This is a genomic window from Priestia sp. TRM10 (assembly GCF_057808375.1).
Window position 1 is genome coordinate 896,629 of sequence record NZ_JBJZOT010000013.1, and the last position, 25,289, is coordinate 921,917.

A 25,289-nucleotide genomic window follows, 5' to 3' on the forward strand; every position below is an offset into this window, starting at 1 on the left:
ATAAAATTTTTTAGAGGTGAAAGACATGAGAAAGTTTCTATCTATGTTTTTAGTAGCTCTTGTTGCACTAGTAGTTGCAGCTTGTGGCTCAAACAATGAAAGTTCGTCAAGTAAAGCGGACGAAGAAAAAAGCAGTAAGACAGAGGAAATTACTGTTAAACATAAGCTTGGAGAAACAAAAGTTACGAAAAACCCTGAAAAAGTTGTTGTATTTGACTTTGGTGCTCTAGATTCTTTAGATGAGCTAGGTGTAAACGTAGCAGGAGTGCCACAGGACGGCATTCCAACGTACTTATCAAAATACGAAGATAAAAAGTATGAGAATGTTGGAGGCTTAAAAGAGCCAGACTTCGAGAAAATCAGCGAAATTAATCCAGATTTAATTATTATTTCAGGTCGTCAAGCAAGCCAGTATGAAGAGTTTTCAAAAATCGCTCCAACAATTGATCTTGAGCTTGATACAACAAAATACATGGATTCATTTGAGCAAAATCAAGAAACATTAGGAAAAATCTTTGGTAAAGAGAAAGAAGTAGAAAAGAAAATTGCTGATGTAAAAGCAAAAATGAGTGAAGTGAAAGAAAAAGCAGAGAAATCGAACAAAACAGGATTAATTGTATTAGCAAATGAAGGTAAAATTAGCGCTTATGGTCCAAACTCTCGTTTTGGTATTATTCATGATGAGCTAGGCGTAACACCTGCTGATCCTAATATTAAAGCTTCTACACATGGACAAAGTGTTTCATTTGAGTATATTGTAGAAAAGAATCCAGACTACTTATTTGTGATTGATCGCAGTGCTGTAGTAGGTGGAGAAGTTTCAGCTAAAAAGACAATTGAAAATGATCTTGTAAAGAAAACAAATGCATATAAAGAAAATCATATTATTTATCTTAATCCAAACTACTGGTACTTATCAGGTGGAGGACTGCTTTCAGTGCCTGAGATGGCTAAGGAAGTAGAAGAAGGATTAAAATAAAAAACGGGTGCCTCGCTTCATAAGCGAGGCACTATTTTTTTGCCATTTTAACCTTTTCATCTATTAAAGAACCTTTTAAACTTATAGTAACTTTATATAATGAAAAACTGGGGGCAATAAAGATGGGTCAGTATTTTATTAATTCGATGAGTAAATCGCATTTTAAAAATGGAGCAACTCCTCAGCTTGTACATATGTGCAACGTAGAAACGAAACATACGATGTGGCCTAGGGTATTGCATATGCATGAAGATATAATGGAAATCGTATTTATCAAAGAAGGAAGCGGATGCCATCTTATCGGAGAAAAGCAGTATTCTGTACGTAAAGGGGATATATTAATTTATAATAGCAATGTTCTTCACGATGAATATACGAATCAGGATCAAAATATGAGTGTTTACTGCTGTGGAATTTCGAATCTACATATAGAGGGGTTGCCTGCAAATCACCTTGTATCTCAAAATCAATCGTATGTATTAAGCAGTGGAGAAAAGAGAGAAGAAATCGAGAATCTTCTTCAAATTATGTTTTCTCAAGTTCAAAAAGGTGAAGATGGCTATGAAGAAACATGTCATTACCTGCTAAGTGCTTTGATTTCAATCATTTTGCAAATTCCTCAAGAAAATGCTTCTTTGCCGAGAGAAGAAGAGTCTATTTTATTTAGTCAAATTAAAAGTTACATTGATAAATATTATAGAGAGGAGCTTACACTAGCATCCATTGCTAAAGACCTTTCCATAAGTTCCTATTATTTAGCTCATTTATTCAAGAAAGAAACGGGATTTTCACCTATTCAATACGTTATGCGACGGAGAATTGGAGAAGCTCAATCATTGCTTATGAATACTGATTACAATGTAACGATGATTGCTGGCATAGTTGGATATGATAATCCAAACTATTTTACAACCCTTTTTTCTAAAATAGTCGGAATGTCACCCAAAAAATATCGTCAGCTTTGGAGCATCAGTCACTCTTAATTGATATATATAGAAATTTCATTATAGAACAAGATAGTAAACTTTCTCGCAAATATAAGTCCAAAATAAGGGGTTTTTTAATGAATGTTAGCAATAATGTGGAGGATTTAAAGTTTTCCTCTCTTTATACTAAATATAAGCGAAATAAGTAGATAAAAAAATAAGTAAATCGCTTTTTTTGACCATTGTTTATATACGCTTTCTTTTAGAAAAGGAGTTTAGAATACAGTAGGAATACTTAGGAATAGTTATCTTTATGATCGGAGATGGATTAGAACAAGGATGGCTTTCTTCTTGTTTTGTTGAACAGATAATGCCTACTACACAGTCGGCGTAGGGACCTGCTGTTGGGATTGCAGCATGGATTTCTGATGTAACAGCTCACATTGGAAGAATTTCGTAAAACTATATAATTTAGCTTTTTCCTATTCTTTTGTTGTTTGGATTACATATCAGGCTGAACTTAAAATATTAGCCTATGTCTATATATTAGATTCTGGATTAAACGTGTTTGTTGCTCCTTTTATGGTGATTTATACATTTGCAACCCTTTATCCATTTAGGAAAGTTTTCATAATATTTTTAAAAACATAGGAAGAAATGCTGGAAAGCCAACCAAAAATTAATCAAAATAACTTTATTTCAAAATAATAATGTGAGGAGGGAATTTATATGACTATTAAAATAGCTGGAGCACCTTGTTGTTGGGGTGTTGATGATCCTAAAAATCCATACTTGCCTCCATGGGAGCTTGTCTTAGAAGAGGCATCACAAGCTGGATATAAAGGAATTGAGCTTGGACCTTATGGATATATTCCAATGAACATTAAGCAAGTCAAAGAAGAACTTGCAAAACAGGATTTAACGATTATTGCCGGAACTATTTTTGATAATTTAGTTGATAAAGAAAATGTAGAAAACTTATTGCATCAAGTAGATGATATATGTTCACTTATTACCCAATTACCACAAGTGCCACAAGTACAAGGTCAGCATTTCAAAACCCCATATCTTGTCATTATTGATTGGGGACATGATGAAAGAGATTATAGCGCAGGACATTCTGACAAAGCAGAACGGTTATCGGAAGAGGGATGGGCTGGCATGATGAAAAACATTAGAACCCTTTCTGAATATGCGCGAGACAAGTATGGTGTCCGTCCTGTTATTCATCCTCATGCTGGTGGATACATTGAGTTTGAAGATGAAATAATAAAACTTATGCAAGATATTCCTTACAAAACAGCTGGCTTATGTTTAGATACGGGACACTTATATTATTCTAAAATGGATCCTTATGTATGGATCAAAAACTGTGCTGATCGCTTAGATTACGTTCATTTCAAAGATATTAATTTAGACATATATAAAGAAGTGATGAACAAAGAAATTCGCTTTTTTGATGCTTGCAAAAAAGGCGTCATGTGCCCTATTGGACAAGGAATCATTAATTACTCATCAATTCATGAATTATTAAAAGAAATCGATTATCACGGATATATCACAATTGAACAAGAGCGAGACCCGAGAAACTATAGTACAAGTTTACGAGATATAAAGCAAAGCGTTGATTATTTAACAAGCGTTGGTTATTAACATAAGGAAAGTTAACAAAAGAGGAAATACGGATGATTAATATTTAAACAGCTAATGCGCTTGGCAATGGTAGAAGGAGAAGAAGGAGAACTTGAGAGCAAATTGGTAGAGAAAATCTTGAAGGATTGTTTAAAGTATGGTCTTATACACACTTTGCGCAGGAAATGGAAGCAGCAGATGACAGAAGGAGAATACACGGGTATTTGGTATTCTCGAATTAAATCAGGTGTTGAAGGAATTCAATAGATTGAAAATGGCGTTCGCTCAGCTAACGAAGAGGCAGTATAGGTAGAGTATCAATAACAATATACAAAGAATGAAAGAGAAAAAGCTTGTTCAGGAGATGAACAAGCTTTTTCTTTTTTAGTAGATTAGAAAACTTTTAGGAAAAGAGATTTAATGAAATTTAACATTTCATAGGTGTGTAAGGAAATAGGAGTTGATGGAAAAATTCTGATTTTTTTGTTGACTGAAAGCGCTTTTAATATTAAAATTAAAAACAAGTTAACCAATAGGTGACAAAGAGATAACAAAAAGTTAGTATTTATCTTGTTTTGTTAACTCTGAAAGCGTATTCAGGTTAGAAATAGAAATGAAAACATGTTACATGAAAGAGGGAGAAAAGATGAAAACAGAGGATATTTTATGGGGGATTGCTCCAATAGGTTGGAGAAATGATGATATTCCTGAAATTGGCGCAGAAAATACATTGCAACACTTGTTAAGTGATATTGTCGTAGCGGGGTTTCAAGGTACGGAAGTTGGCGGTTTTTTTCCTGAAGCCAAAATTCTAAATAAAGAGCTTGAACTTCGTAATTTAAAAATAGCGGGTCAATGGTTCAGCAGCTTCATTATTCGTGATGGAATCGAGAAGGTAGAACAAGATTTTCATCAATATTGCAAATTCCTTCAAGAGGTGCGAGCAGATGTTGCTGTTGTATCAGAACAAACATATAGTGTTCAAGGTACAGATAAAAATGTCTTTGATGAAAAACCATATTTTACAGATGAAGAGTGGGATGTTTTATGCTCTGGATTAAACAGATTAGGAGAAATTTCTGGCGAGTACGGGTTAAAGCTTGTTTATCATCATCATATGGGAACAGGAGTTCAGACGCTAAGTGAGATTGATCGCTTAATGGAAAATACGAATCCAAATGTCGTTCATCTTCTTTATGATACAGGTCATATTTACGTATCAGATGGAGATTATATGACGCTTTTGCATAAGCATATCAACCGTATTCGACATGTTCACTTTAAAGATGCTAGAAGAGAAATAATGGAGAGATGCAGAAAAGAAGGAAAATCGTTTCAACAGTCGTTTCTAATGGGCATGTTTACAGTACCTGGAGATGGATGCGTTGATTTTACCGAAGTTTATCAAACTCTCCTTGAATACAACTACACAGGGTGGATTGTTGTCGAAGCAGAACAAGATCCATCAGTTGCACATCCTTTAGAATATGCTTTAATAGCTAGAAAGTATATTAACGAGAAGCTCAATCCACTCGTAAAAAGATAGGAGAGGTTGATATGAATCGAAATTCCTCATTGAGTATGGTCATTATTATTTCAACGTTTGGCGGTCTTCTTTTTGGTTATGATACAGGAGTTATTAACGGTGCATTGCCTTATATGTCAGAAAAAGGCCAACTTGATTTAAATTCTGTTACACAAGGTCTTGTAACAAGTGCCCTACTCTTTGGTGCTGCATTTGGTGCCATTTTTGGTGGAAGGCTTTCAGATCATCATGGTAGGCGTACAAACATTTTATATCTTGCTGTTTTATTCTTTATTTCAACATTAGGATGTACATTTGCTCCAAACGCTACTGTCATGATTATTTCTCGCTTTGTACTAGGACTTGCTGTAGGGGGAGCTTCTGTAACAGTTCCTGCATATTTAGCAGAAGTGTCTCCATCTGAAAGAAGAGGTCGAATCGTAACCCAAAATGAACTTATGATTGTAACGGGTCAGCTTTTAGCGTTTACGTTTAATGCTATTCTTGGTACAACACTTGGCCACAATCCAGAAGTTTGGCGCTATATGCTTCCAATTGCTGCGGTTCCAGCTGTTATTCTTTTCTTCGGTATGTTAAAAGTTCCTGAAAGCCCAAGATGGCTTATTTCAAAAGGAAGAAGTCAAGAAGCATTAACCGTTTTAGAAAAAATGCGTGAGAAAAAACGAGCTAAAGAAGAAGTATTAGAAATTGAAACAGCGTTTAAACAAGAAGAGAACATGAAGAAAGCAACATTAAAAGATCTTTCTGTTCCCTGGATTCGCCGCCTTATTTTTATTGGGATTGGGATTGGGGTTGTTCAGCAAATCACAGGTGTTAACTCGATTATGTACTATGGAACTGAAATTCTAAAAGATTCAGGGTTTGGAACAGAGGCAGCTCTTGTTGGGAACATTGCCAATGGTGTCATCTCAGTTCTAGCTACATTTGTCGGAATTTGGCTTCTTGGTAAAGTTGGGCGTCGTCCAATGCTTATTACAGGTCTTATTGGTACAACATCAGCACTTCTTTTAATTGGAATTCTTTCCTTAACGCTTGAAGGGTCACCGGCTCTTCCGTATATTGTACTAACGTTAACAGTTACGTTTCTAGCGTTCCAGCAAGGAGCTGTTTCACCTGTAACATGGCTTATGCTTTCAGAAATTTTCCCGCTTCGCATGCGTGGAATGGGAATGGGAATTACCGTATTTTGTCTATGGATTGCCAACTTCCTTGTTGGCTTAACTTTCCCAATTTTGCTTGCTGCTATTGGACTTTCTACAACGTTTTTCGTTTTTGTTGTATTAGGAATTGCAGCTATTACATTTGTGAAAAAAGCTCTTCCTGAGACAAAAGGCCTTACGCTTGAGCAAATTGAGGAAAACTTCAGAAACTATAAACAAGCTCCTGCTATAGCAGACAAAGAAGTTATCTCAAAATAAATAACTGAAGATTCTATCGTTTTTAATCTTGAGGAACGAATAAGAGGGCTGAAAGTTCTAATTTCATTGTGAGGTCAACCATCATAAAGTCTCTCAAAAGAAGTAATGAGGAATATAAGTGAAAAAGGTTTTCTGGAAACTTCCAGAAAACCTTTTTGCTTTGTTTAGATTGAAAAATGAATAGCTTTGTATAAGAGGTACGTTCGCTTCTTATACTAATTGAAACTAGTAAGGATGTAACTAGCAATTTGTAAGGTGATGAGCATGTGGAAAACAGTAGTGAATTATATTCCAGAATGGACGACTTTTGTTCAAGCATTTATTGTCTTTAGTGTTCCGTACGGTATTTATAAGGTGTTTGAATGGATTCAGCGTAAAGAAGAAGGTGAAGTATGAAAGCTCAACAACAGAAAGGCCAAAAGACGGAGAATAAGGAGCAACAAAGAGAAGCTAGCAAAAACAAGCGCAAAATAGACGTTGGCTTGCTTCAAGAAGAGATAGGTCATAATTCAGATGTTCAGTTTAGAGATTTTTTTCTTGGCTGCACAAATATTAAAGCTTCCCTTATTTATATAATAGGTTTGGCTGACAAAGATTTAATCGATAGATATATTATGCCATCGCTTATGAAGCGTTTTTTTGACCTTGATGAAGTAGAAAAAGTTGCTTTGCCGTCTTTTATTAAAGACAATGTTTTATCAATTAGCGATGTCAAAGAGGAAACTTCTATAAACGAAGTAGTTTCAAAAATTTTATCCGGTTCAGCAGTTCTTCTTATCCACGGATTACCTTCTGTCCTTATATTAGGAACGGAAAAGCTAAAAACAAGAACAATTGAGGAACCGATCTCAGAAGCTGTTGTACGAGGACCTCGCATTGGCTTTACAGAGTCATTAGATGACAATACGTCAATACTGAGAGGATACGAACATATTGAAAAATTATCTTTTGTACCGTTTCAAGTCGGCAAACGTGCTAAGCGAAACTTAGTTGTTGCATATGTTGAGGAAATTACCAATCGTGAGCTTGTAGAAGAGGTTGAAAAAAGAATAAAAAAGATTGATATTGATAATGTTCCAGAATCAGGATACGTTGAACAACTTATTGAAGATAATTATCTTAGCCCGTTTCCGCAGCTTCAAAGCACTGAGCGCCCTGACAGAGTTGTTGCAGCTTTAATGGAAGGAAGGGTCGCCATTTTATTAGAAGGAACACCGTTTGCCTTAATTGCTCCTGTAACGTTTAGCATGATGCTGCAATCTCCTGAAGACTATTATGAAAGATGGATTGCAGGTACTTTTATTCGCTTACTGCGATATTGTGCCGTATTTCTTGCTCTTTTTACGCCTGCTTTATATATTGCATTTATTTCTTTTCATCCAGGTTTGATTCCAACAAAGTTAGCGGTTTCTATTATTAGTACTCGATCTGGAGTACCTTTTCCATCTCTTATTGAAGCGTTATTTTTGGAAATTGCTATTGAAATATTAAGAGAAGCAGGCTTACGCTTGCCAAAACCAATTGGACCTGCCATGGGCATCGTTGGAGGTCTTATTATTGGAGAAGCTGCTGTGCAAGCTGGAATTGTTAGTCCTATATTAGTTATTGTTGTAGCTTTGACCGCAATTTCCTCTTTTACTATTCCCCAATATAATGCAGGGATACCAGTGCGGATTCTTCGTTTTGGAGCGATGCTTTGTGCAGCAATTCTTGGTCTTTATGGAGTTATTCTTTTCTTTTTGTTTCTAATCAGTCATGTTGTAAAATTGAAAAGCTTTGGAGTTCCTTATTTAAGCCCTGCTGTTCCTTATCGGTTAAGTGAATGGAAAGATTTAATGATAAGAATGCCTCTTATGATTATGAAGAAGCGACCAAAAATGATGAACCCAAAAGATTCGACGCGTGAAAACTAGCTCTTTTTACGAAAGGAGGTTCAGCTTGCGATGCTAAGGCCGATTGATCGTTTGACAACCCCTCAAACAGTGATTATTTGTACGAATTTTATTCTTGGAACGGGTATATTAACATTGCCAAGAACCGCGTTAGAGAAAGTAAAAACCCCTGACATTTGGCTAACTATTATTATAGCAGGATTAATTTCTATGGCAGTTGGCCTTATTATCGTAAAACTGAATGAACAGTTTCCTGAAAAAAGCTTTTATGAATATAGTGGAGAAATTATGGGGGAATGGATGGGGAAAATCTTTAACTTTCTCTTTATTTCTTATTTTCTTCTTATTTGTGGGTTTCATTTACGTTCTTTAGTAATGGTTACATCGTATTTTTTGTTAGAAGGAACGCCTTCGTGGGCTATTATGATGCCGTTTATGTGGCTGAGCGTTTATCTAGCAGTCGGAGGAATTAATCCAATTGCACGTGTATTTGAAATTATTTTTCCAATTACGGTTATTTTACTTCTGCTTGTTCTATTCATGAGCTTAAAGTTATTTGAAGTAGATCATATTAGGCCTTTCTTAGGGTCAGGCATATTTCCGGTATTGCAAGGTATTAGAACAACTTCACTTTCCTTTACGGGTTTTGAAATTTTGCTGTTTATCGGAGTGTTTATGAAAAATCGGAAAAAAGCTAAAAAAGCCGTACTGTTTGGGATAGGCATTCCAGTTGTTCTCTATATTATCACGGTGATGCTTGTCCTAGGTGCATTGTCTATTGATGGAGTGTTAGGAAGAACGTGGCCAACTATTACGCTTATTAGAAGCTATGAAATAACGGGGTTAATTTTCGAACGGTTTGATTCTTTATTTCTAGTTGTATGGATTATGCAAATGTTCGCCTCTTTTAATATTAGTCATTATGCAGCATCACTCGGATTAGCGAAAACAACGCATAAGGATAGAAAGCTTTTTGCGTATGTTACGCTACCTCTTATTTACGTTATTGCTATGATTCCTAAAAATGTTGATGATGTTTTTCATCTCGGTGATTTTGTGGGAAATATGGCTCTTTTATTAGTAGGGGGGCTACCATTTATTTTACTTGTCATTTCAAAGATGAAAGGAAAGAAATATGAGGAACAACCATCATCATAAATATAGAGGAAGGAGAATATGGGCTATTGTTTCTGTGCTTATGTTAGTCATCCTGACAGGGTGCTGGAGCAGTCACGAAATTGAAGAACAAAGCCTAGGAGTAGGGTTAGCTTTAGATAAAGCAAAAGAATCAGAAATCGAAAGAAAGTTGGATGAGCAAGAAAATAGAACAGACAATAAAAAGATGATTACGTCAACATATCAAATCATTACTTCTCAAGTTGCACGTTCTACAAATACTCAAGCAGATCCTACTCAAAAGTCTTATATTAATGTGAGTGAAACAGGAGATTCTATTCATGAAATGGTACGAAACATTTCATTAGAAAATGATACGCCCATTATGAGTTATCATATGAAAGTGATTGTTATTAGCCAAAAACTTGCTTCAAAATATAGTCTTGAAAAACTGTTAAATCAAGAACTTCGTGATAATGAATTTAGACCAAGCTGTCTTGTTTTAATTAGTAATGGAAGAGCAAGTAACACGTTGAAATCTAATGTTCCGGGAGAAACTCCAGCTTTTCGATTAGCAGGAATTGTAGACAACAGCTATCGTACAACAAAAATTCTGGCGCCTGTGACTCTTGTGAAAATTGAAAGTAAGCTGCAATCAAACAGTAGTTTCCTGCTTCAAAATGTTCAAGCAGAAAAAGGAAAAGTGAAATTTGGAGGAGCAGCTATTGTAGATGGCAAAACAAAAAAAGTGATAGGAATATTAGATGAACAGGACCTTGAAGGAATTACATGGATGACTGGAAAAGGAAAAGGAGGAACAGTTGAAAGCGTTCATAAAAAAGGGGAAGAGCTAGTTGTATATGAGGTTATCTCTCTGAAAAGTAAAATTAAACCGCATGTCAAAGGTGGAAAAATATCTTTCGATGTTGAAGTAAGTTCTAAAGGTCGGATGTCTGAAAGATGGACAAAATCTGATACGGTCTCTACCAAGAACGCTCTAAAAAAGGTAGAAACGTTAACTGAAAAAGAAATTGAAAAAAAAATAAAAAAATCTGTTGAAAAGATGCAGGGGAAATATAAAGTTGATATTGCGGGATTCGGGGAGCAGTTAAGAATTCACTCCCCTAAAACATGGAATAAGGTAAAAGACAATTGGGATGAGACCTTTAGTGAAAGTTCTGTACGTTATAAGGTTGACGTAGAAGTTGAAGGCTATGGAACATCAACAGAAACTAAAAAGGGATAAAAAGAGAACTTTCTTTTCGAAGAAGAGAAAGTTTTCTTTTTGTTTATTTTCTTCCTATAAACTTAACCAAAAGAAGATAGTTCTTTGTTCGAAAGGAAAAAAATATTGACTGATAACGCTTTTATACTTATGATAAGAATAGATATAACCAAAACATAACCAAGAATTAATAATAAAGTGATAATCTTAAAAATTAATTCTTATTTTTAAAAGTTTCAATGAAAGTGCTTACAAATTATTTGTTTTTAAATGGGTTTAAATCTGATACTTTAATAGAAGAGGTGCTGTATAATGACGGTAGTGCAAACAAAACTAATTTCAATGAAAGAAATACTAGTAAAAGCAAAAGAAGAAAAATATGCAGTTGGACAATATAACATTAATAGTTTGCAATGGATCCAAGCTATTTTACAGGCAGCAGAGGAAGAGCAAGCTCCTGTTATTGCGGCTGCATCAGATCGTCTTGTAGATTATCTCGGTGGATTTAAAACAATCTCAGCAATGGTGAGAGCCCTTGTCGAAGAGATGAATATTACTGTTCCTGTTGTTTTACATCTTGATCATGGAAGCAGTTTTGAACGGTGTAAAGAAGCTATTGATGCAGGATTTAGCTCTGTTATGTTTGATGGTTCTCATTCTCCAATTGATGAAAATATTGCAGTTACTAAAAAAGTAGTCGAGTATGCTCATGCAAGAGGGGTTTCGGTTGAAGCAGAAGTGGGCACTGTTGGTGGTATGGAAGATGGACTTTTTGGTAATATAGTGTATGCAGACCCTCAAGAATGTTTGTGTCTTGTACAAGAGACAGGAGTAGATGCATTGGCTGCTGCGCTTGGCTCTGTTCATGGTCAATATAAAGGAGAGCCAAAGCTTGGGTTTGAAGAAATGAAGATCATTTCAAACTTAACGAACGTTCCTCTCGTATTACATGGCGGTTCTGGAATTCCAAATTATCAAATTCAAAAGGCTATTGACTATGGCCATGCTAAAATCAATGTAAATACAGAATGTCTCATGTCATGGACAAAAGCCGTTCGTAATGCTCTTGAACAAAATACAGAAACGTATAATCCACATGATTTCTTAATTCCTGGAAAAGAAGCTGTTATGAATACAGTAAAAGAAAAAATGAGAGAATTTAAAACAAGCGGCAAAGCATAAAAGGGAAAGTGTACGTTTATGAACTCAATATTATAAAAGAATAGGAAGATAGAAATGTTAAAAGCTAAACGAATTCAACAAATTCAAGACTACGTTCTTGAACATCAGTCCGTCTCTTTAGATGAGCTTGTAACCGTATTTGACGTTTCTAAAAATACTATTCGAAGAGATGTACAAATGCTCGTTGATCAAGGGGTAGTAAAAAAAGTATATGGTGGAGTTGCGGTTGATCATGCTCAGCTTGAATCATTTAACGATCGAAAAACTCGCAACCAGCTTGCAAAGCAAACAATTGCTAAAGAAGCGGCAAATTATGTAGAGGACGGAGACGTTATTTTCATCGACTCAGGTACAACAACGCTTGAGATGTTAGAGTTTGTGAAAAGTAAAAGTATAACCGTTATTACAAACAATCTGGATTTCATTGTATATGCTCTTCCTTATGAAAATTTAAAAGTCATTTCAACGGGTGGGGCACTTGAACGTGAAACAAAATCATTTTCAAGTTTTAAGAACATGGACTTATTAAAAACGTATAACGTGAACAAAGCTTTCATGGCTTCAACAGGTGTTTCTATTTCCAACGGGGTTACAAACTCTTCTCCTGTTGAAAGTGAAATTAAACAAGCTGTTGTAAGGAGAAGTGTTGAAGTGTTTTTACTTATTGATCAGACAAAGTTTGATAAGTATGCGCTTATTACGTATTGTGAATTAGCGGAGCTAGATTATTTAATTACAGATGCTTCACCAAATGAAAGCTATGGAAACTACGCAGAAAGAAATAACATAAATATTGTAATTGCTCAAAATGATTAGAGAATGATAGGAAAAAAGGGCATCCATTTCTTATGGATGCTCGATCATAAAAAGTATGTTTTAATATTAAAAATTTTTAAAAAAAGGTTTACAAAAGCGTTTTCATATTATACACTAAGACCATAGAAGAAAGCGTTTTATTATTAAGTGAATGAAATCGATTTCAAAGAATTTCTACTTTATCTCTGAAGCCTTCAAGTTTTCTATAAGTTGTGAAGTTACTTATACGACAACATTCAACAAAAAATGCTGAAAAGTGATAGGTTAAGAGTAGAATAGAGAACAAAAGAAGCATTAAATGAAATCGATTTCTTAAAAAGAGGATAATAGTTCATCTGTTAGTTTTCTTTTTAAATGAAAAAGAGCTTAATAGTAAAGGTTTATAGTATATTAAAAGAAAAGAGATTTATATTTTTTAATTTTAAATGAAATCGATTCCATTAGATTTTGTATAGAATGGGATCAGCAATCTACAAAGATAAGGTAGGAATGCTATGAAAACAATACGTTTAACAACAGCTCAAGCATTAGTAAAGTTTTTGAATCAACAATATGTAGAGTTCGATGGTAAAGAAGAGAAGTTTGTACAAGGAGTTTTTACAATCTTCGGTCATGGAAACGTGTTAGGTCTAGGACAAGCACTTGAAGAAGATGCTGGCGATCTAAGAGTTTATCAAGGGAGAAATGAACAAGGAATGGCTCTTGCTGCAACAGCTTATGCCAAGCAAAATCATCGTAGAAAAATCATTGCTTGTACATCATCAGTAGGGCCAGGAGCAGCGAATATGGTAACAGCAGCTGGAACAGCTTCAGCAAACAATATTCCGCTTTTGCTTCTTCCGGGAGACACATTTGCGACACGTCAACCAGATCCAGTTCTGCAGCAAGTTGAGCACTATCATAACTTAACGGTAACAACAAATGACGCGTTTCGTGCAGTAAGTAAATATTGGGACCGCGTAACTCGTCCAGAACATTTAATGACAGCGATGATTAACGCGATGCGTGTATTAACAGACCCTGCAAATACTGGAGCTGTTACGGTTTGTCTTCCACAAGATGTGCAAGGTGAAGCATATGAATTTCCAGAATACTTCTTTAAGAAACGTGTTCATCGTATTGATCGCCGTGTTCCAACAGAAAGTGATATCAAAGAAGCGGTGGCTCTTATTAAAGAAAAGAAAAAGCCGATCATCGTTTGTGGCGGTGGGGTACGTTACTCAGAAGCTGCTGAAGCTCTTAAAAGCTTCTCAGAGAAATTTAATATCCCTTATGGAGAAACACAAGCTGGAAAAAGCGCCGTTGAAAGCTCTCACTCTCATAACTTAGGAGGCGTTGGAATTACGGGAACACTCGCTTCTAACTTAATGGCAAAAGAAGCTGACCTTGTGATTGGTGTTGGGACTCGCTATTCAGATTTCACAACAGGGTCTAAGCAGCTTTTCCAAAATGAAAATGTTCAGTTCTTATCTATTAATACATCTGAATATCATGCTTACAAACTTGATGCAACAAAAGTTGTAGGTGATGCGAAGTTAGCTCTACAAAAACTTGAAGAAGAACTTTCAAACATCAACTACAAGTCAATCTATAGCGATGAAATTCAAAAAGCGAAAGAAGCATGGAACAAAGAAGTGGATCGTTTATACAGCATTCGATATGATGAAAATCAATTTATTCCGGAAGCAGGAGATCATCTTCCACACGTATTACCTGAGTTTGCTGAGCAATTTGGCTCAACGATTACACAAACAGAAGTGCTTGAATTTATAAATGAACATGTAGCAGATGATGCAATTGTTGTAGGTGCTGCGGGAAGTCTTCCAAGTGACTTACAAAGAATGTGGAAGTCGCGTACACCAAATACGTATCACATGGAGTATGGCTATTCTTGTATGGGTTATGAAGTTTCAGGAGCGCTTGGTGTTAAGCTGGCTGAGCCTGAAAAAGAAGTATATGTAATGACGGGAGACGGAAGTTACCTTATGCTTCACTCTGAACTTGTGACAAGTATTCAAGAACGCAAAAAAATCAATATTGTTCTTATCGACAATGCGGCATTTGGATGCATTAATAACTTACAAATGAATAATGGAATGGGAAGCTTTGGTACAGAGTTCCGCTACCGCAATGAAGAAACAGGCAAGATGGATGGCGATCTTATCAAAATTGATTTTGCAAAAAGTGCTGAAGGATACGGAGTGAAAACGTATCAAGTAACAACAATGGAACAGTTGAAAGAAGCGCTTGAAGATTCTAAAAAACAGGAAGTTTCAACGCTTTTAGATATTAAAGTATTGCCAAAAACAATGACAAGAGATTTTGAATCATGGTGGAACATTGGCGTTGCAGAAACGTCTAAAAAGCAATCAATTCAAGATGCTTATGAAAGAAAAGAAAGCGTATTACAAACGGCTAGAAAGTATTAAGCATATCGTTAAAATTCTTAACTAGGAGCGTGACAAAGTATGGCAGATTTAATTGTACCAAGTCAAACACCTGATGAAGAAGGAAAAGTATTAAGTATTACACCAGAATCAGCAGGATGGGAATATATCGGATTTGAAGTGTTCGCTTTAGAAAAAGGAAAAAAACTTAAAAAAGAAACAGGAAATCAAGAAGTATGCGTTGTGTTACTAACAGGTAAAGCGAACGTGTCTACTAAAAAAGAAACATTTGAAAATATCGGAGAGAGAATGAGTGTTTTTGAAAAAATTCCTCCATACTCTGTTTACATTCCAAATGAGGATGAGTACGAAGTTGAGGCTCTAACAGATTTAGAAATTGCCGTATGTGCAGCGCCTGGTAAAGGTACATACGAAGCTCGTCTAATCGGCCCAGAGGACGTAGGTGTTGAAGATAGAGGAGCTGGCAATATTTCAAGAAAAGTGCAAAACATTCTTCCAGAACAAAAGCCAGCTGATAGCCTTCTTGTTGTAGAAGTTTTTACACCTGAAGGAAACTGGTCAAGCTATCCTCCTCACAAGCATGATCAAAATAACTTGCCGCACGAGTCATATTTGGAAGAAACATACTACCACCGCGTGAATCCTGGTCATGGATTTGCCGTACAGCGCGTATACACAGACGACAAATCGCTTGATGAAACAATGGTTATTAAAGATGGAGATGCTGTATTAGTTCCAAAAGGCTATCATCCTGTATCAGCTCCTCCAGGATATGAAGTATATTATTTAAACGTTATGGCTGGACCTGTTCGCACATGGAAATTTAACAATAGCAAAGACCATGAGTGGATTATGGAAGATAAGCTAGCGCTAAAGTAAAGGGAGGATAACATGAGCTATTTAACATTCGATTCTGAAAAGAAATTTGATTTAGTGGCTATTGGCAGACTTTGTGTCGACTTGAATGCAAATGAAATCAATCGTCCAATGGAAGAAACAATGACGTTTACAAAATATGTTGGAGGTTCTCCTGCAAATATCGCGATCGGCTTATCTCGTTTAGGAATGAAAACAGGTTTTATTGGTAAAATTGCCGATGACCAAATGGGCCGCTTTATTACAAGCTACCTAGAAAAGCACGAGATTAATACAGATAGCGTCATTACAGATAAAACGGGAGCTGTAACAGGTCTTGCTTTTACAGAAATCAAAAGTCCTGAAGAGTGCAGTATCCTAATGTATCGAGACAATGTAGCAGATTTAAAATTAGAACCAACAGAAGTATCTGAAGAGTATATTAAACAATCAAAATCTCTTCTAATCTCTGGAACAGCACTTGCTAAAAGTCCTTCGCGTGAAGCAGTGTTTATGGCACTTGAATATGCACAAAAAAATAATGTTCCAGTTTTCTTTGATATTGACTATCGTCCATATACATGGACATCTGAAGCCGAAACAGCTGTTTACTACAACTTAGCTGCGGAAAAATCAGATGTAATTATTGGAACACGAGAAGAATTTGACATGATGGAAAAACTGTTAAATCTAGAAGAGTCAAATGATCAAGTAACAGCAGAGCGTTGGTTCTCCCACAATGCCAAAATTGTCGTAATTAAACATGGTGGAGATGGATCTATTGCGTATACAAATGACGGGAAATCTCACCGCGGCGGCATCTTTAAAACAAAAGTGCTGAAAACATTCGGTGCTGGTGACTCATATGCTTCAGCTTTCATTTATGGACTCATGCATGATTACTCTGTTGCAGAAGCGATGCGCTTTGGAGGAGCTTCCGCATCTATTGTAATTTCTAAGCACAGTAGTTCAGATGCAATGCCAACCGTAGAAGAAATTAAAGGATTTATGGAGACGGCTGAAGAAGTATTGCAAAAAGCATAAAAATCACGAAGTATAAAACAACCAAAAGGAGAGAATATTCATGGCACAAACAACAGTAAAAGAAGTTCAAAACTATATTGGTGGACAATGGGTAGCATCATCTACAACACTTACAGAATCTGTTTACAATCCAGCAACAGGCGAAGTAATCGCAGAAGTACCTCTTTCTACAAAATCAGACGTTGATCAAGCGGTTCAAGTAGCAAACGAAGCTTTCAAAACATGGTCAAAAACAGCGGTTCCAAAACGCGCTCGTATTCTATTTAAATATCAGCAGCTTCTTGTTGATAACTGGGATGAGCTTGCAAAGCTTGTTACAATTGAAAACGGAAAAAGCTTTAACGAAGCTCGTGGTGAAGTACAGCGCGGAATCGAATGCGTAGAGTTTGCTGCAGGCGCTCCAACACTTATGATGGGAAAACAACTTCCAGATATCGCAACAAATATTGAATCTGGTATGTATCGTTATCCAATCGGAGTTATTGGCGGAATTACACCGTTTAACTTCCCAATGATGGTACCATGCTGGATGTTCCCACTTGCCATTGCTTGCGGAAATACATTCGTGTTAAAACCATCTGAAAGAACACCGCTTTTAGCAGCTCGTCTTGTAGAGCTATTTGAAGAAGCTGGTCTTCCAAAAGGCGTTTTAAATATCGTAAACGGTGCACATGATGTTGTAAACGGACTTCTTGAGCATAAAGATGTAAAAGCTATTTCATTCGTAGGTTCTCAGCCAGTTGCTGAATATGTATACAAAAAAGGAACTGAAAACTTAAAACGCGTTCAAGCACTAGCTGGTGCGAAAAACCACTCTATCGTGTTAAATGACGCAGATCTTGATGGTGCAACAAAACAAATCATTGGTGCTGCTTTTGGTTCTGCTGGCGAGCGTTGTATGGCTGCATCTGTTGTAACGGTTCAAGAAGACGTAGCAGACGAGCTTATCGCTAAACTTGTAGAAGAATCTAATAACATGGTTATTGGAAATGGACTAGATGAAAATGTATTCCTAGGACCAGTAATCCGTGAAAACCATAAAGAGCGTACGCTTGGCTACATCCAAAACGGCGTTGAAGAAGGTGCGAAACTTGTTCGTGATGGTCGTAATGATGAAGCTGTAGAAGGCAACGGATATTTTGTTGGACCTACAATCTTTGATAACGTAACACAAGAAATGAAAATTTGGCAGGATGAAATTTTTGCTCCTGTACTTTCTATCATTCGTGTTAAAACGCTTGAAGAAGGAATTAAAATTGCAAACAACTCTCGCTTTGCAAACGGTGCTTGCCTATACACAGACAGTGCATCAAGCGTTCGTACATTCCGCGAAACGATTGAATCAGGCATGTTAGGTATTAATGTAGGAGTTCCAGCTCCAATGGCATTCTTCCCATTCTCTGGCTGGAAAGACTCTTTCTATGGTGATCTACATGCAAATGGTACAGATGGCGTCGAGTTCTATACAAGAAAGAAAATGGTTACAGCTCGCTACTAAAATAAAAGCCAGGAAGGGGAAACCTTTCCTGGTTTAATAAAAATTAAAATGAAATCGATTACAAATATAATTTACCTTTATAAAACCTGTGAATAGATAATTGGAAGTGATTGATTGAAGGCTTTTCATAGTGTCAGAGATATCGGCATTTTTTCTGTTGTATCTTTTCTTTTTTGGTTTTCACAGTTTATCTATGTTCCTACATTTTCACCTTATATGAGTTCATTAGGTGGCAACTACGCTTTTATTGGGCTTGTTTTAAGTAGTTATGGTCTGATGCAGCTGTTTTTCCGGCTTCCGCTTGGAATTTTTTCAGATCTTACGCGTGTAAGAAAACCATTTATTATTTTGGGAATGTTGGCAAGTTCAACAAGCTGCCTTTTGTTCACTTTTACAGATAGCTTAACTTTCGTTTTCATTTCACGCTGTTTAGCTGGATTCGGTGCTGCAACGTGGGTGACATTTACAATTCTCTACGGGAGCTACTTTAAAGGAGAAAAATCAAATAGAGCAATGAACAGTATTTCCTTTATCGTTGTGCTAGCACAGCTGTTAGGAATGATGCTGAGTGGCTATATTGTAAGTCATTTAGGCTGGCATGGACCATTTTGGATTGGAAGTGTTTCAAGTTTGATTGGACTTCTATTGTCTTTCATGCTTTTTGAAGATAAACAGGGCAGTGAAAGAGAACCAATTAAAATGAAAGAACTTCTTTCAGTTATGCGAAATCCTACTTTGTTGAAAATATCATTTTTATCAATTTTGGCACATAGCATTATCTTTTCAACTATGTTTGGTTTTACTCCAAACTATGCGCTGAATATAGGTCTAACAGAAAACGAACTCACTTTTATTGTTTTTTCTTTTATGATTCCACATGCTATTGCGCCGCTTGTTATTGAAAAGGTATTTCTTTCAAAGTTTAGAGAATGGACAGTTTTAAAGCTAGCTTTCCTTACCGCTGGATGCTTTACATGTTTTATTCCGTTCACTGATACGAAGCTTTTGTTGTGTATTATTCAAAGTGTTAACGGCTTTTCATTAGGAATCATTTTTCCACTTATGCTTGGAATGAGTGTTAAGTCTATTCCAGAACAGAAAAAAGCAACAGCAATGGGAGCGTATCAAGCTCTATATGCAATAGGGATCTTTGCCGGTCCATTTTTTGCAGGCTTGTTAAATTCATATCTAGGAATTGAAGCAGGGTTTTACTTTGCAGGAAGTTTAGGGATAGTGGCTACATTAGCTGTTGTTTTATGGAGAAAGAAAACATCTTCGTATGAAGTTTCTAGAGCTAAATAAAGCAAAGGGCGCTTTATCTTAAAGGAGGAAAAAATATGACGTTGAAAATTGGTGTAATTGGTACAGGAGCAATTGGACAAGATCATATTCGCAGAATTACGAATGTTTTATCAGGGGGAGAAATTGTTGCTGTAACAGATGTAAATCAAGAACAAGCGAAACAAATTGTAGAAGTAGAAAAGTTAAATGCTAAAGTATACGAGAACGGTCATGCGCTTATTCAATCAGAAGATGTTGACGCTATCATTGTAACATCATGGGGACCAACACATGAAGAGTTCGTGCTTGCTGCGATTAAGGCAGGAAAGCCGGTTTTCTGTGAAAAACCTCTTGCCACAACAGCAGACGGATGCAAAAAGATTGTAGATGCAGAAATGGCTTATGGAAAACCACTTGTTCAAGTTGGGTATATGCGTCGCTATGACAAAGGGTATCAGGCGCTAAAAAATGTACTTGATTATCAAAAAATTGGAGAACCGCTAATGGTTCACTGCGCACACCGCAATCCAACGGTTCCTGATACATACATCGGTGACATGGCGATTACAGATACGCTTGTTCATGAAATCGATGTTCTACGCTGGTTGCTAAATGACGACTACGCTTCTGTGCAAATTGTTACCCCAAGAACTTCGTCTCTTGCTAAAAACGGATTAAAAGATCCTATTATGGTTCTATTAGAAACGAAAAAAGGGATTCGAATTGATGTTGAAGTATTTGTAAATTGCCAATTTGGTTACGATATTCAGTGCCAAGTTGTGGGAGAAACAGGTACAGCTAATTTACCCGAGCCTTCTAGCGTCATTATGCGAAGCGAAGCTAAGCTTTCAACGGAAATCTTAGTAGACTGGAAAGATCGCTTCATTGAGTCTTATGACATAGAGCTTCAAGATTGGATTAATTCTACGAAAAAAGGCATTGTAAGTGGTCCAACAGCATGGGATGGTTATGTTGTCGCAGTTGTATCAGATGCTTGTGTTGAAGCAAGAAATTCAGGAGAAATTGTTTCAATTGCAACAGGTGATATTCCTGAATTTTATAAGGGTAATTTAAGCATCGTAGGAGAAGCATAAGCATATAATATGTGCTAGATTTGTATGCGTATCATCAACCTGTTTTGAAGAAAGCTAAAATAACGAGGCTATGTTTAATAGTGTAAAAATGATATGGTAACTTAAAATGATCCTTGTAAAGATCTTATTAGATATTTCTACTATAAAATGAAAGCTTACACATATTCTGTTGCTAATACTTTCGTCAGCGTATGAAAATTGGCAAAGAAGAGATCTATGAGAACATTCTTTTCTCAAAGGTTCGTGAAATGGAGTTTGACGGAATCACAACAGTAGCCATATTGAAGAAGATCGAGCAGATGGATCTAGTCGCTATATGCTTGAAAGAGCTTCAGGAAAGCTAGCGTTTAGTTCAAAAAGTTAATCTTTAAAAGCAACTGGTGTGAAACGTTTTTTTGAATAATGTTTCACACCAATTTTTATATCAAAATAGCTTTCTCTGTTGAAAATAAGAAGAGGGATATAGAGCCAAAAGCCATTAATCCGTCATGCATCTTTGGGGAAAAGAAAGCTTTCCTTGTTTTTTGTCCTTGATGAACGTGCTAAAATAGAATAGCTGAAAGTGAACGTGAACATTATAAAAAACTATGTGCTACAAATACAAAGGTGAGTGAACGTATGACGAAAATGAGTGATGTGGCCAAGCTAGCTAAAGTAGCGCCTGCGACTGTTTCCCGCGTTTTAAGACACCCACATTTAGTGAGTGATGAAACAAGAGAGAAAGTTCAAAAGGCAATCCACGAGCTAAACTATAAGCCAAATATGATTGCAAGACAGTTTAGAACAAAAGAAACAAAAACAATTCTTGTTGTTGTACCAGATATTACACAACCCTTTTTCTCCCAAGTTTTAAAAGGGATTCAGCATACAGCTGCAGAGCATGGGTACAGGGTTCTTTTAGGAGATACAGAAAACGATGTTGAACAAGAAAGAGAACTTGTGGATCTTATGTTCCAAAGACAAGCCGATGGAATGATTTTATTAACGGCTCGAATGGAAGAAGAGAAAATTGAAGAGCTTTCAAAACAATTTCCTATTGTTCTTGCCTGTGAGTATATTGATGGATTAGATGTATCAACAGTGTCTATTGATAACATTGGTGGGGCACGAAAAGTCACGGAGCATTTAATTCAGTTAGGACATACGAAAATTGCTCATATTGCAGGAGCAATGAACGTTATTTTGAGTCGTGACCGTTTAAAAGGTTATAAACAAGCTATGATAAGTCACGATTTAGAAATTCACTCTTCTTATATTCAAGAAGGAGAATCAAATCTTGAGTCGGGATACCATCAAATGATCCGCCTCCTGTCCCTTGCAGATCCTCCAACAGCTGTGTTTGTATTTAATGATGAAATGGCTATTGGTGCTATCAAAGCGGCAAAAGACAGCGGATTATCTGTTCCTCAAGACATAGCTATCGTAGGTTTTGATAATCTTCAAATGTCCTCCATTATTGAACCTCACATTACAACGATTGATCAGCCAAAATATGAGATTGGTAAAAAAGCAATGGAGCTTCTTGTTCATCAAATGAAAGGCGAGCCTTTAAAGAGAAAAAAATTTGTATTAACAGATGAGCTTATTGTAAGAGAGTCCTGTGGATTTACGGCTAAACGAATGAGTATAAGATAAGGAAGAGAATCCTAATTTTTAAGGATTCTCTTTTTTTAAATAGGTTTAAAATCCTTTCGATTAGGTAACGTAACATATAAGACGGAAAATAAAGGAGACGTTTCACAATGAAAAAGAAATGGTTAGCCGTTGTACCTGCAATAGCTCTATTTGCAGCTCCGTTTGCAACGAGCGCAGAAGCTCATACTACAAATATAAAAGCATCAACAGAAAATACTACAAACACTGTCCTTTATGAAGGTATTCTTTCACATTCAAAAGAGGTTCAAACACTTCAAGAAACATTAACACGTGTAGGATATCCAACAGTTGTAAGCGGGGAGTTTGAAGCCGGAACAAAACAAGCTGTTGAAGTGTTTCAAGCGAGCCACGGTCTAAAGGTTAATGGCATTGTTGGTGAAGAAACATGGAACATGCTTGCTCAAGATGAAGCAACGATCGATTACTCTTTCACAAAAGAACAAGCAATATCATATGCAAAAGCGGAATTTGGAGAAGGATTTGTTTTTAGCTCAGATTGGAAACCGAAAGGGGATCAAAATGGACAAACATATTATCGTGTTCACGTAGCAAGTCAGGAGTTTATTGATGAAGGTGGCACAGGAACAGTAGGTTTCTACTATGTGTATAGTGACGGAAGAGTTATAGAAGAACAATAGGAAAAAGCACTGTAGGATTGTTTTCTACGGTGCTTTTTCAATGATTTTGATGTAATGAACTTACTAAATAGTAGGATAATATTGCTCATACCTTGGATTACAATAATAGGGAGGTCTAGGTCCTATTTTGGGCATTGACCAAGTATATGGATTTGTATTATATAACAGTTGAACTCTCTCATCTGAATGGTTAACTAACAATAATTTTACTTCGGGATTGTATTCATAATATAGCATACAGAACCTCCTTAAAGCATTACTTCCCTTTACCATATTCAATTTTTCCAGCATTGAGCCCGTACTAAGCTTACATATTTTAAAAATAAGAATCTTGCACTATCTGGGCTTCTGTAACATAAAGTAACCACAAGATTGTTGATTAGGAGGATTGCTTATGTCACATGATGAACAAGAAGGTTATCCAATGCACCCTAATTATGGGAAAATAACACGCTATGAAGAGATTCCAATTACAGTACCAGAACAACGTCAACTTCGCCAACCTGGTGTAGAAAAGCTGATGGTTCCACGTCCAATCATTGAAAATCCAAATTATAAAGGAAGCGGAAAATTAAGAAAAAAGGTTGCCTTGATTACAGGAGGGGACAGTGGAATTGGGGCAGCGGTTGCTATCGCTTTTGCTAAAGAAGGAGCTAATGTAGCTCTTTCATATTTAGACGAACATGAGGATGCGAACAGAACAAAGAGCAGAATCGAAGAGCTTGGAAGGCGTTGTTTGTTATTACCAGGAGACTTAAGAGAGAAACAGCAGTGCGTTAATATCGTGAAAGAAACAATTGAAGAATATGGAAGGATCGATGTACTTTGTAACCATGTTGGTATCCAGTTTCAGCAATTAGATTTACTAGATATTACGGATGAACAATTTGATGATACTTTTAAGGTGAATATCTACTCACATTTTTATACAACAAGAGCAGCACTTCCATATTTGGATAAGGGTAGTTCGATTATAAATACAGCTTCTGTTGTCGCATATATAGGAAACAAACAATTGATTGATTATACAGCGACTAAAGCAGCTAATGTTGGATTTACTCGTGCATTGGCTAACAATCTTGTAGATAAAGGAATTAGGGTCAACGCGGTTGCTCCAGGAAGAGTGTGGACACCTCTCATACCTGCAAGTTTTTCGGCAGATCAGGTTTCACTTGTTGAAAATTCAATGCAGCGTCAAGGTCAACCATTTGAGCTTGCCCCAACGTATGTTTATCTTGCTTCAGATGATTCACGGTTTGTAACTGGTCAAACCTTTCATGTGAATGGAGGAGAATGGACGTCATCTTGATTTCGATGAGTGAAATTTTCATAATACCTAATTCTTTAATAAAACGCGCAAACATAACAAGGTTTACTTGAAACTTATTAATATTAAACGAGGCAGTCTTTATGGCTGCTATTTTTTTAGACATAGATAACTTAATGAATAATAAGAATAAATCTTTCTACTCGCTCATTTTTTCTATTTTGCTTTATAATAAAGAAAAATATGGAAAGTGGGAAAAGTATGAAGATTGGATTAGTGCGACATTTTAAAGTAAATCATCCGTATCCTACAAAAAGAGTAGAAAGAATTGAACTACAACAGTGGTTAAAAGGATATGATGAAGCAGACATAGAAAAAAAGGATATTGACCTTTTAGGGATTGAATGGACATGTTGTTTTGTAAGTGATTTGCCTCGTGCGCTTACAACAGCAAAATCTATTTATAATGGTGAGCTTTTCGTGCGACCTGAGCTCCGTGAAATTCCGATGTCTCCTTTTTTAAAAACAGGCATTAAGCTTTCGGTGAAAATTCATGCTATAATTATGCGTCTTGCTTGGCTTTGTAATCATTCTTCTCAGACTGAGAAAAAGGCAGAAGTGAAGAAAAGAGTGACTACAGTGGTAAACGAAATTTTGGCTGAGAAAAGGGAAAATATATTAGTTGTAAGTCACGGGGCTCTGATGGTTTACTTACGAAAAGAACTGTTAAAAAGAGGTTTTAAAGGCGAAAAGTTTACACGAGCTCATAATGCTAGGGTTTATTTATATGAAAAAGAAGAGTAAAACTATAGTAAA

General features: G+C 36.3%; 23 protein-coding genes and 1 pseudogene. All 24 read left to right on the top strand.

The features are described from left to right. Positions 1-25: 25 nt before the first annotated feature. The 24 genes and pseudogenes from ACK3CR_RS15720 (at position 26) to ACK3CR_RS15835 (ending at position 25,277) form a co-directional block, all read left to right on the top strand. Complete coding sequence (locus ACK3CR_RS15720) at positions 26-979, top strand: siderophore ABC transporter substrate-binding protein (RefSeq protein WP_243511344.1); 954 nt, start codon at positions 26-28, stop codon at positions 977-979. Positions 980-1,101: 122 nt separating this feature from the next. Continuing rightward, entirely contained in the window at positions 1,102-1,962 is an 861-nt protein-coding gene (locus tag ACK3CR_RS15725) for an AraC family transcriptional regulator (RefSeq protein WP_243511341.1), read from the top strand. Between the two features lie 235 nt (positions 1,963-2,197). Next, a pseudogene (locus tag ACK3CR_RS15730) lies at positions 2,198-2,296 on the top strand (hypothetical protein); the annotation flags it as partial. 338 nt (positions 2,297-2,634) lie between these two features. Then, positions 2,635-3,558 (top strand): sugar phosphate isomerase/epimerase family protein, encoded by a 924-nt coding sequence (locus ACK3CR_RS15735; RefSeq protein WP_488975722.1) that lies wholly within the window; start codon positions 2,635-2,637, stop codon positions 3,556-3,558. A gap of 60 nt (positions 3,559-3,618) precedes the next feature. Then, positions 3,619-3,804, top strand: coding sequence for a hypothetical protein (locus tag ACK3CR_RS15740; protein ID WP_488975723.1), 186 nt, complete (start codon positions 3,619-3,621; stop codon positions 3,802-3,804). A gap of 379 nt (positions 3,805-4,183) precedes the next feature. Further along, complete coding sequence (gene iolE, locus ACK3CR_RS15745; RefSeq protein ID WP_243511335.1) at positions 4,184-5,083, top strand: myo-inosose-2 dehydratase; 900 nt, start codon at positions 4,184-4,186, stop codon at positions 5,081-5,083. 11 nt (positions 5,084-5,094) lie between these two features. Beyond that, positions 5,095-6,501 (top strand): sugar porter family MFS transporter, encoded by a 1,407-nt coding sequence (locus tag ACK3CR_RS15750; protein WP_243511321.1) that lies wholly within the window; start codon positions 5,095-5,097, stop codon positions 6,499-6,501. Positions 6,502-6,765: 264 nt separating this feature from the next. Then, positions 6,766-6,897 (top strand): hypothetical protein, encoded by a 132-nt coding sequence (locus ACK3CR_RS15755; RefSeq protein ID WP_488975724.1) that lies wholly within the window; start codon positions 6,766-6,768, stop codon positions 6,895-6,897. Continuing rightward, positions 6,894-8,414, top strand: a complete 1,521-nt coding sequence (locus tag ACK3CR_RS15760; RefSeq protein WP_488975725.1) for a spore germination protein — start codon at positions 6,894-6,896, stop codon at positions 8,412-8,414. Before ACK3CR_RS15755 ends, ACK3CR_RS15760 begins: the two co-directional genes overlap by 4 nt. Before the next feature lie 30 nt (positions 8,415-8,444). Continuing rightward, complete coding sequence (locus ACK3CR_RS15765; protein ID WP_243511315.1) at positions 8,445-9,551, top strand: GerAB/ArcD/ProY family transporter; 1,107 nt, start codon at positions 8,445-8,447, stop codon at positions 9,549-9,551. Beyond that, positions 9,529-10,755 (top strand): Ger(x)C family spore germination protein, encoded by a 1,227-nt coding sequence (locus tag ACK3CR_RS15770; protein ID WP_488975726.1) that lies wholly within the window; start codon positions 9,529-9,531, stop codon positions 10,753-10,755. The genes ACK3CR_RS15765 and ACK3CR_RS15770 overlap by 23 nt, the downstream gene beginning before the upstream one ends. A 291-nt stretch (positions 10,756-11,046) precedes the next feature. Then, a complete protein-coding gene (fba, locus tag ACK3CR_RS15775) occupies positions 11,047-11,916 on the top strand; it encodes a class II fructose-1,6-bisphosphate aldolase (RefSeq protein WP_243511297.1) in 870 nt (289 codons plus the stop codon). Between the two features lie 54 nt (positions 11,917-11,970). Then, positions 11,971-12,732, top strand: coding sequence for a DeoR/GlpR family DNA-binding transcription regulator (locus ACK3CR_RS15780; RefSeq protein WP_243511294.1), 762 nt, complete (start codon positions 11,971-11,973; stop codon positions 12,730-12,732). A 494-nt stretch (positions 12,733-13,226) separates the two neighbouring features. After that, a complete protein-coding gene (gene iolD, locus ACK3CR_RS15785) occupies positions 13,227-15,161 on the top strand; it encodes a 3D-(3,5/4)-trihydroxycyclohexane-1,2-dione acylhydrolase (decyclizing) (protein WP_488975727.1) in 1,935 nt (644 codons plus the stop codon). A 39-nt stretch (positions 15,162-15,200) separates the two neighbouring features. Then, entirely contained in the window at positions 15,201-16,019 is an 819-nt protein-coding gene (gene iolB, locus ACK3CR_RS15790) for a 5-deoxy-glucuronate isomerase (protein WP_243511275.1), read from the top strand. Positions 16,020-16,031: 12 nt separating this feature from the next. Beyond that, complete coding sequence (gene iolC, locus ACK3CR_RS15795) at positions 16,032-17,039, top strand: 5-dehydro-2-deoxygluconokinase (RefSeq protein WP_243511272.1); 1,008 nt, start codon at positions 16,032-16,034, stop codon at positions 17,037-17,039. A 40-nt stretch (positions 17,040-17,079) separates the two neighbouring features. After that, on the top strand, positions 17,080-18,537 hold the full coding sequence (locus ACK3CR_RS15800) for a CoA-acylating methylmalonate-semialdehyde dehydrogenase (RefSeq protein WP_488975728.1): 1,458 nt from the start codon (positions 17,080-17,082) through the stop codon (positions 18,535-18,537). Between the two features lie 114 nt (positions 18,538-18,651). Next, positions 18,652-19,839 carry an MFS transporter gene (locus ACK3CR_RS15805; protein WP_488975729.1) on the top strand — a complete coding sequence of 396 codons (1,188 nt, stop codon included), beginning with the start codon at positions 18,652-18,654 and terminating at the stop codon, positions 19,837-19,839. Positions 19,840-19,874: 35 nt separating this feature from the next. Then, on the top strand, positions 19,875-20,912 hold the full coding sequence (iolG, locus tag ACK3CR_RS15810; RefSeq protein ID WP_328124810.1) for a bifunctional inositol 2-dehydrogenase/D-chiro-inositol 1-dehydrogenase: 1,038 nt from the start codon (positions 19,875-19,877) through the stop codon (positions 20,910-20,912). 618 nt (positions 20,913-21,530) lie between these two features. Next, on the top strand, positions 21,531-22,547 hold the full coding sequence (locus ACK3CR_RS15815; RefSeq protein WP_061805114.1) for a LacI family DNA-binding transcriptional regulator: 1,017 nt from the start codon (positions 21,531-21,533) through the stop codon (positions 22,545-22,547). Between the two features lie 107 nt (positions 22,548-22,654). Beyond that, positions 22,655-23,206, top strand: coding sequence for a peptidoglycan-binding domain-containing protein (locus ACK3CR_RS15820; RefSeq protein ID WP_488975730.1), 552 nt, complete (start codon positions 22,655-22,657; stop codon positions 23,204-23,206). Between the two features lie 394 nt (positions 23,207-23,600). Then, positions 23,601-24,515, top strand: a complete 915-nt coding sequence (locus ACK3CR_RS15825; RefSeq protein ID WP_488975731.1) for an SDR family oxidoreductase — start codon at positions 23,601-23,603, stop codon at positions 24,513-24,515. Between the two features lie 101 nt (positions 24,516-24,616). Next, positions 24,617-24,763 carry a hypothetical protein gene (locus ACK3CR_RS15830; RefSeq protein ID WP_328124806.1) on the top strand — a complete coding sequence of 49 codons (147 nt, stop codon included), beginning with the start codon at positions 24,617-24,619 and terminating at the stop codon, positions 24,761-24,763. After that, positions 24,735-25,277 carry a histidine phosphatase family protein gene (locus ACK3CR_RS15835; RefSeq protein ID WP_328124804.1) on the top strand — a complete coding sequence of 181 codons (543 nt, stop codon included), beginning with the start codon at positions 24,735-24,737 and terminating at the stop codon, positions 25,275-25,277. Before ACK3CR_RS15830 ends, ACK3CR_RS15835 begins: the two co-directional genes overlap by 29 nt. Positions 25,278-25,289 lie beyond the last annotated feature (12 nt).

Bases quoted from the DNA above. Each gene is read 5' to 3' on its own strand.
- ACK3CR_RS15720 (WP_243511344.1), top strand. From the start codon at position 26: ATGAGAAAGTTTCTATCTATGTTTTTAGTAGCTCTTGTTGCACTAGTA.
- ACK3CR_RS15725 (WP_243511341.1), top strand. From the start codon at position 1,102: ATGGGTCAGTATTTTATTAATTCGATGAGTAAATCGCATTTTAAAAAT.
- ACK3CR_RS15735 (WP_488975722.1), top strand. From the start codon at position 2,635: ATGACTATTAAAATAGCTGGAGCACCTTGTTGTTGGGGTGTTGATGAT.
- iolE (WP_243511335.1), top strand. From the start codon at position 4,184: ATGAAAACAGAGGATATTTTATGGGGGATTGCTCCAATAGGTTGGAGA.
- ACK3CR_RS15750 (WP_243511321.1), top strand. From the start codon at position 5,095: ATGAATCGAAATTCCTCATTGAGTATGGTCATTATTATTTCAACGTTT.
- ACK3CR_RS15755 (WP_488975724.1), top strand. From the start codon at position 6,766: ATGTGGAAAACAGTAGTGAATTATATTCCAGAATGGACGACTTTTGTT.
- ACK3CR_RS15760 (WP_488975725.1), top strand. From the start codon at position 6,894: ATGAAAGCTCAACAACAGAAAGGCCAAAAGACGGAGAATAAGGAGCAA.
- ACK3CR_RS15765 (WP_243511315.1), top strand. From the start codon at position 8,445: ATGCTAAGGCCGATTGATCGTTTGACAACCCCTCAAACAGTGATTATT.
- ACK3CR_RS15770 (WP_488975726.1), top strand. From the start codon at position 9,529: ATGAGGAACAACCATCATCATAAATATAGAGGAAGGAGAATATGGGCT.
- fba (WP_243511297.1), top strand. From the start codon at position 11,047: ATGACGGTAGTGCAAACAAAACTAATTTCAATGAAAGAAATACTAGTA.
- ACK3CR_RS15780 (WP_243511294.1), top strand. From the start codon at position 11,971: ATGTTAAAAGCTAAACGAATTCAACAAATTCAAGACTACGTTCTTGAA.
- iolD (WP_488975727.1), top strand. From the start codon at position 13,227: ATGAAAACAATACGTTTAACAACAGCTCAAGCATTAGTAAAGTTTTTG.
- iolB (WP_243511275.1), top strand. From the start codon at position 15,201: ATGGCAGATTTAATTGTACCAAGTCAAACACCTGATGAAGAAGGAAAA.
- iolC (WP_243511272.1), top strand. From the start codon at position 16,032: ATGAGCTATTTAACATTCGATTCTGAAAAGAAATTTGATTTAGTGGCT.
- ACK3CR_RS15800 (WP_488975728.1), top strand. From the start codon at position 17,080: ATGGCACAAACAACAGTAAAAGAAGTTCAAAACTATATTGGTGGACAA.
- iolG (WP_328124810.1), top strand. From the start codon at position 19,875: ATGACGTTGAAAATTGGTGTAATTGGTACAGGAGCAATTGGACAAGAT.
- ACK3CR_RS15815 (WP_061805114.1), top strand. From the start codon at position 21,531: ATGACGAAAATGAGTGATGTGGCCAAGCTAGCTAAAGTAGCGCCTGCG.
- ACK3CR_RS15820 (WP_488975730.1), top strand. From the start codon at position 22,655: ATGAAAAAGAAATGGTTAGCCGTTGTACCTGCAATAGCTCTATTTGCA.
- ACK3CR_RS15825 (WP_488975731.1), top strand. From the start codon at position 23,601: ATGTCACATGATGAACAAGAAGGTTATCCAATGCACCCTAATTATGGG.
- ACK3CR_RS15830 (WP_328124806.1), top strand. From the start codon at position 24,617: ATGGCTGCTATTTTTTTAGACATAGATAACTTAATGAATAATAAGAAT.
- ACK3CR_RS15835 (WP_328124804.1), top strand. From the start codon at position 24,735: ATGAAGATTGGATTAGTGCGACATTTTAAAGTAAATCATCCGTATCCT.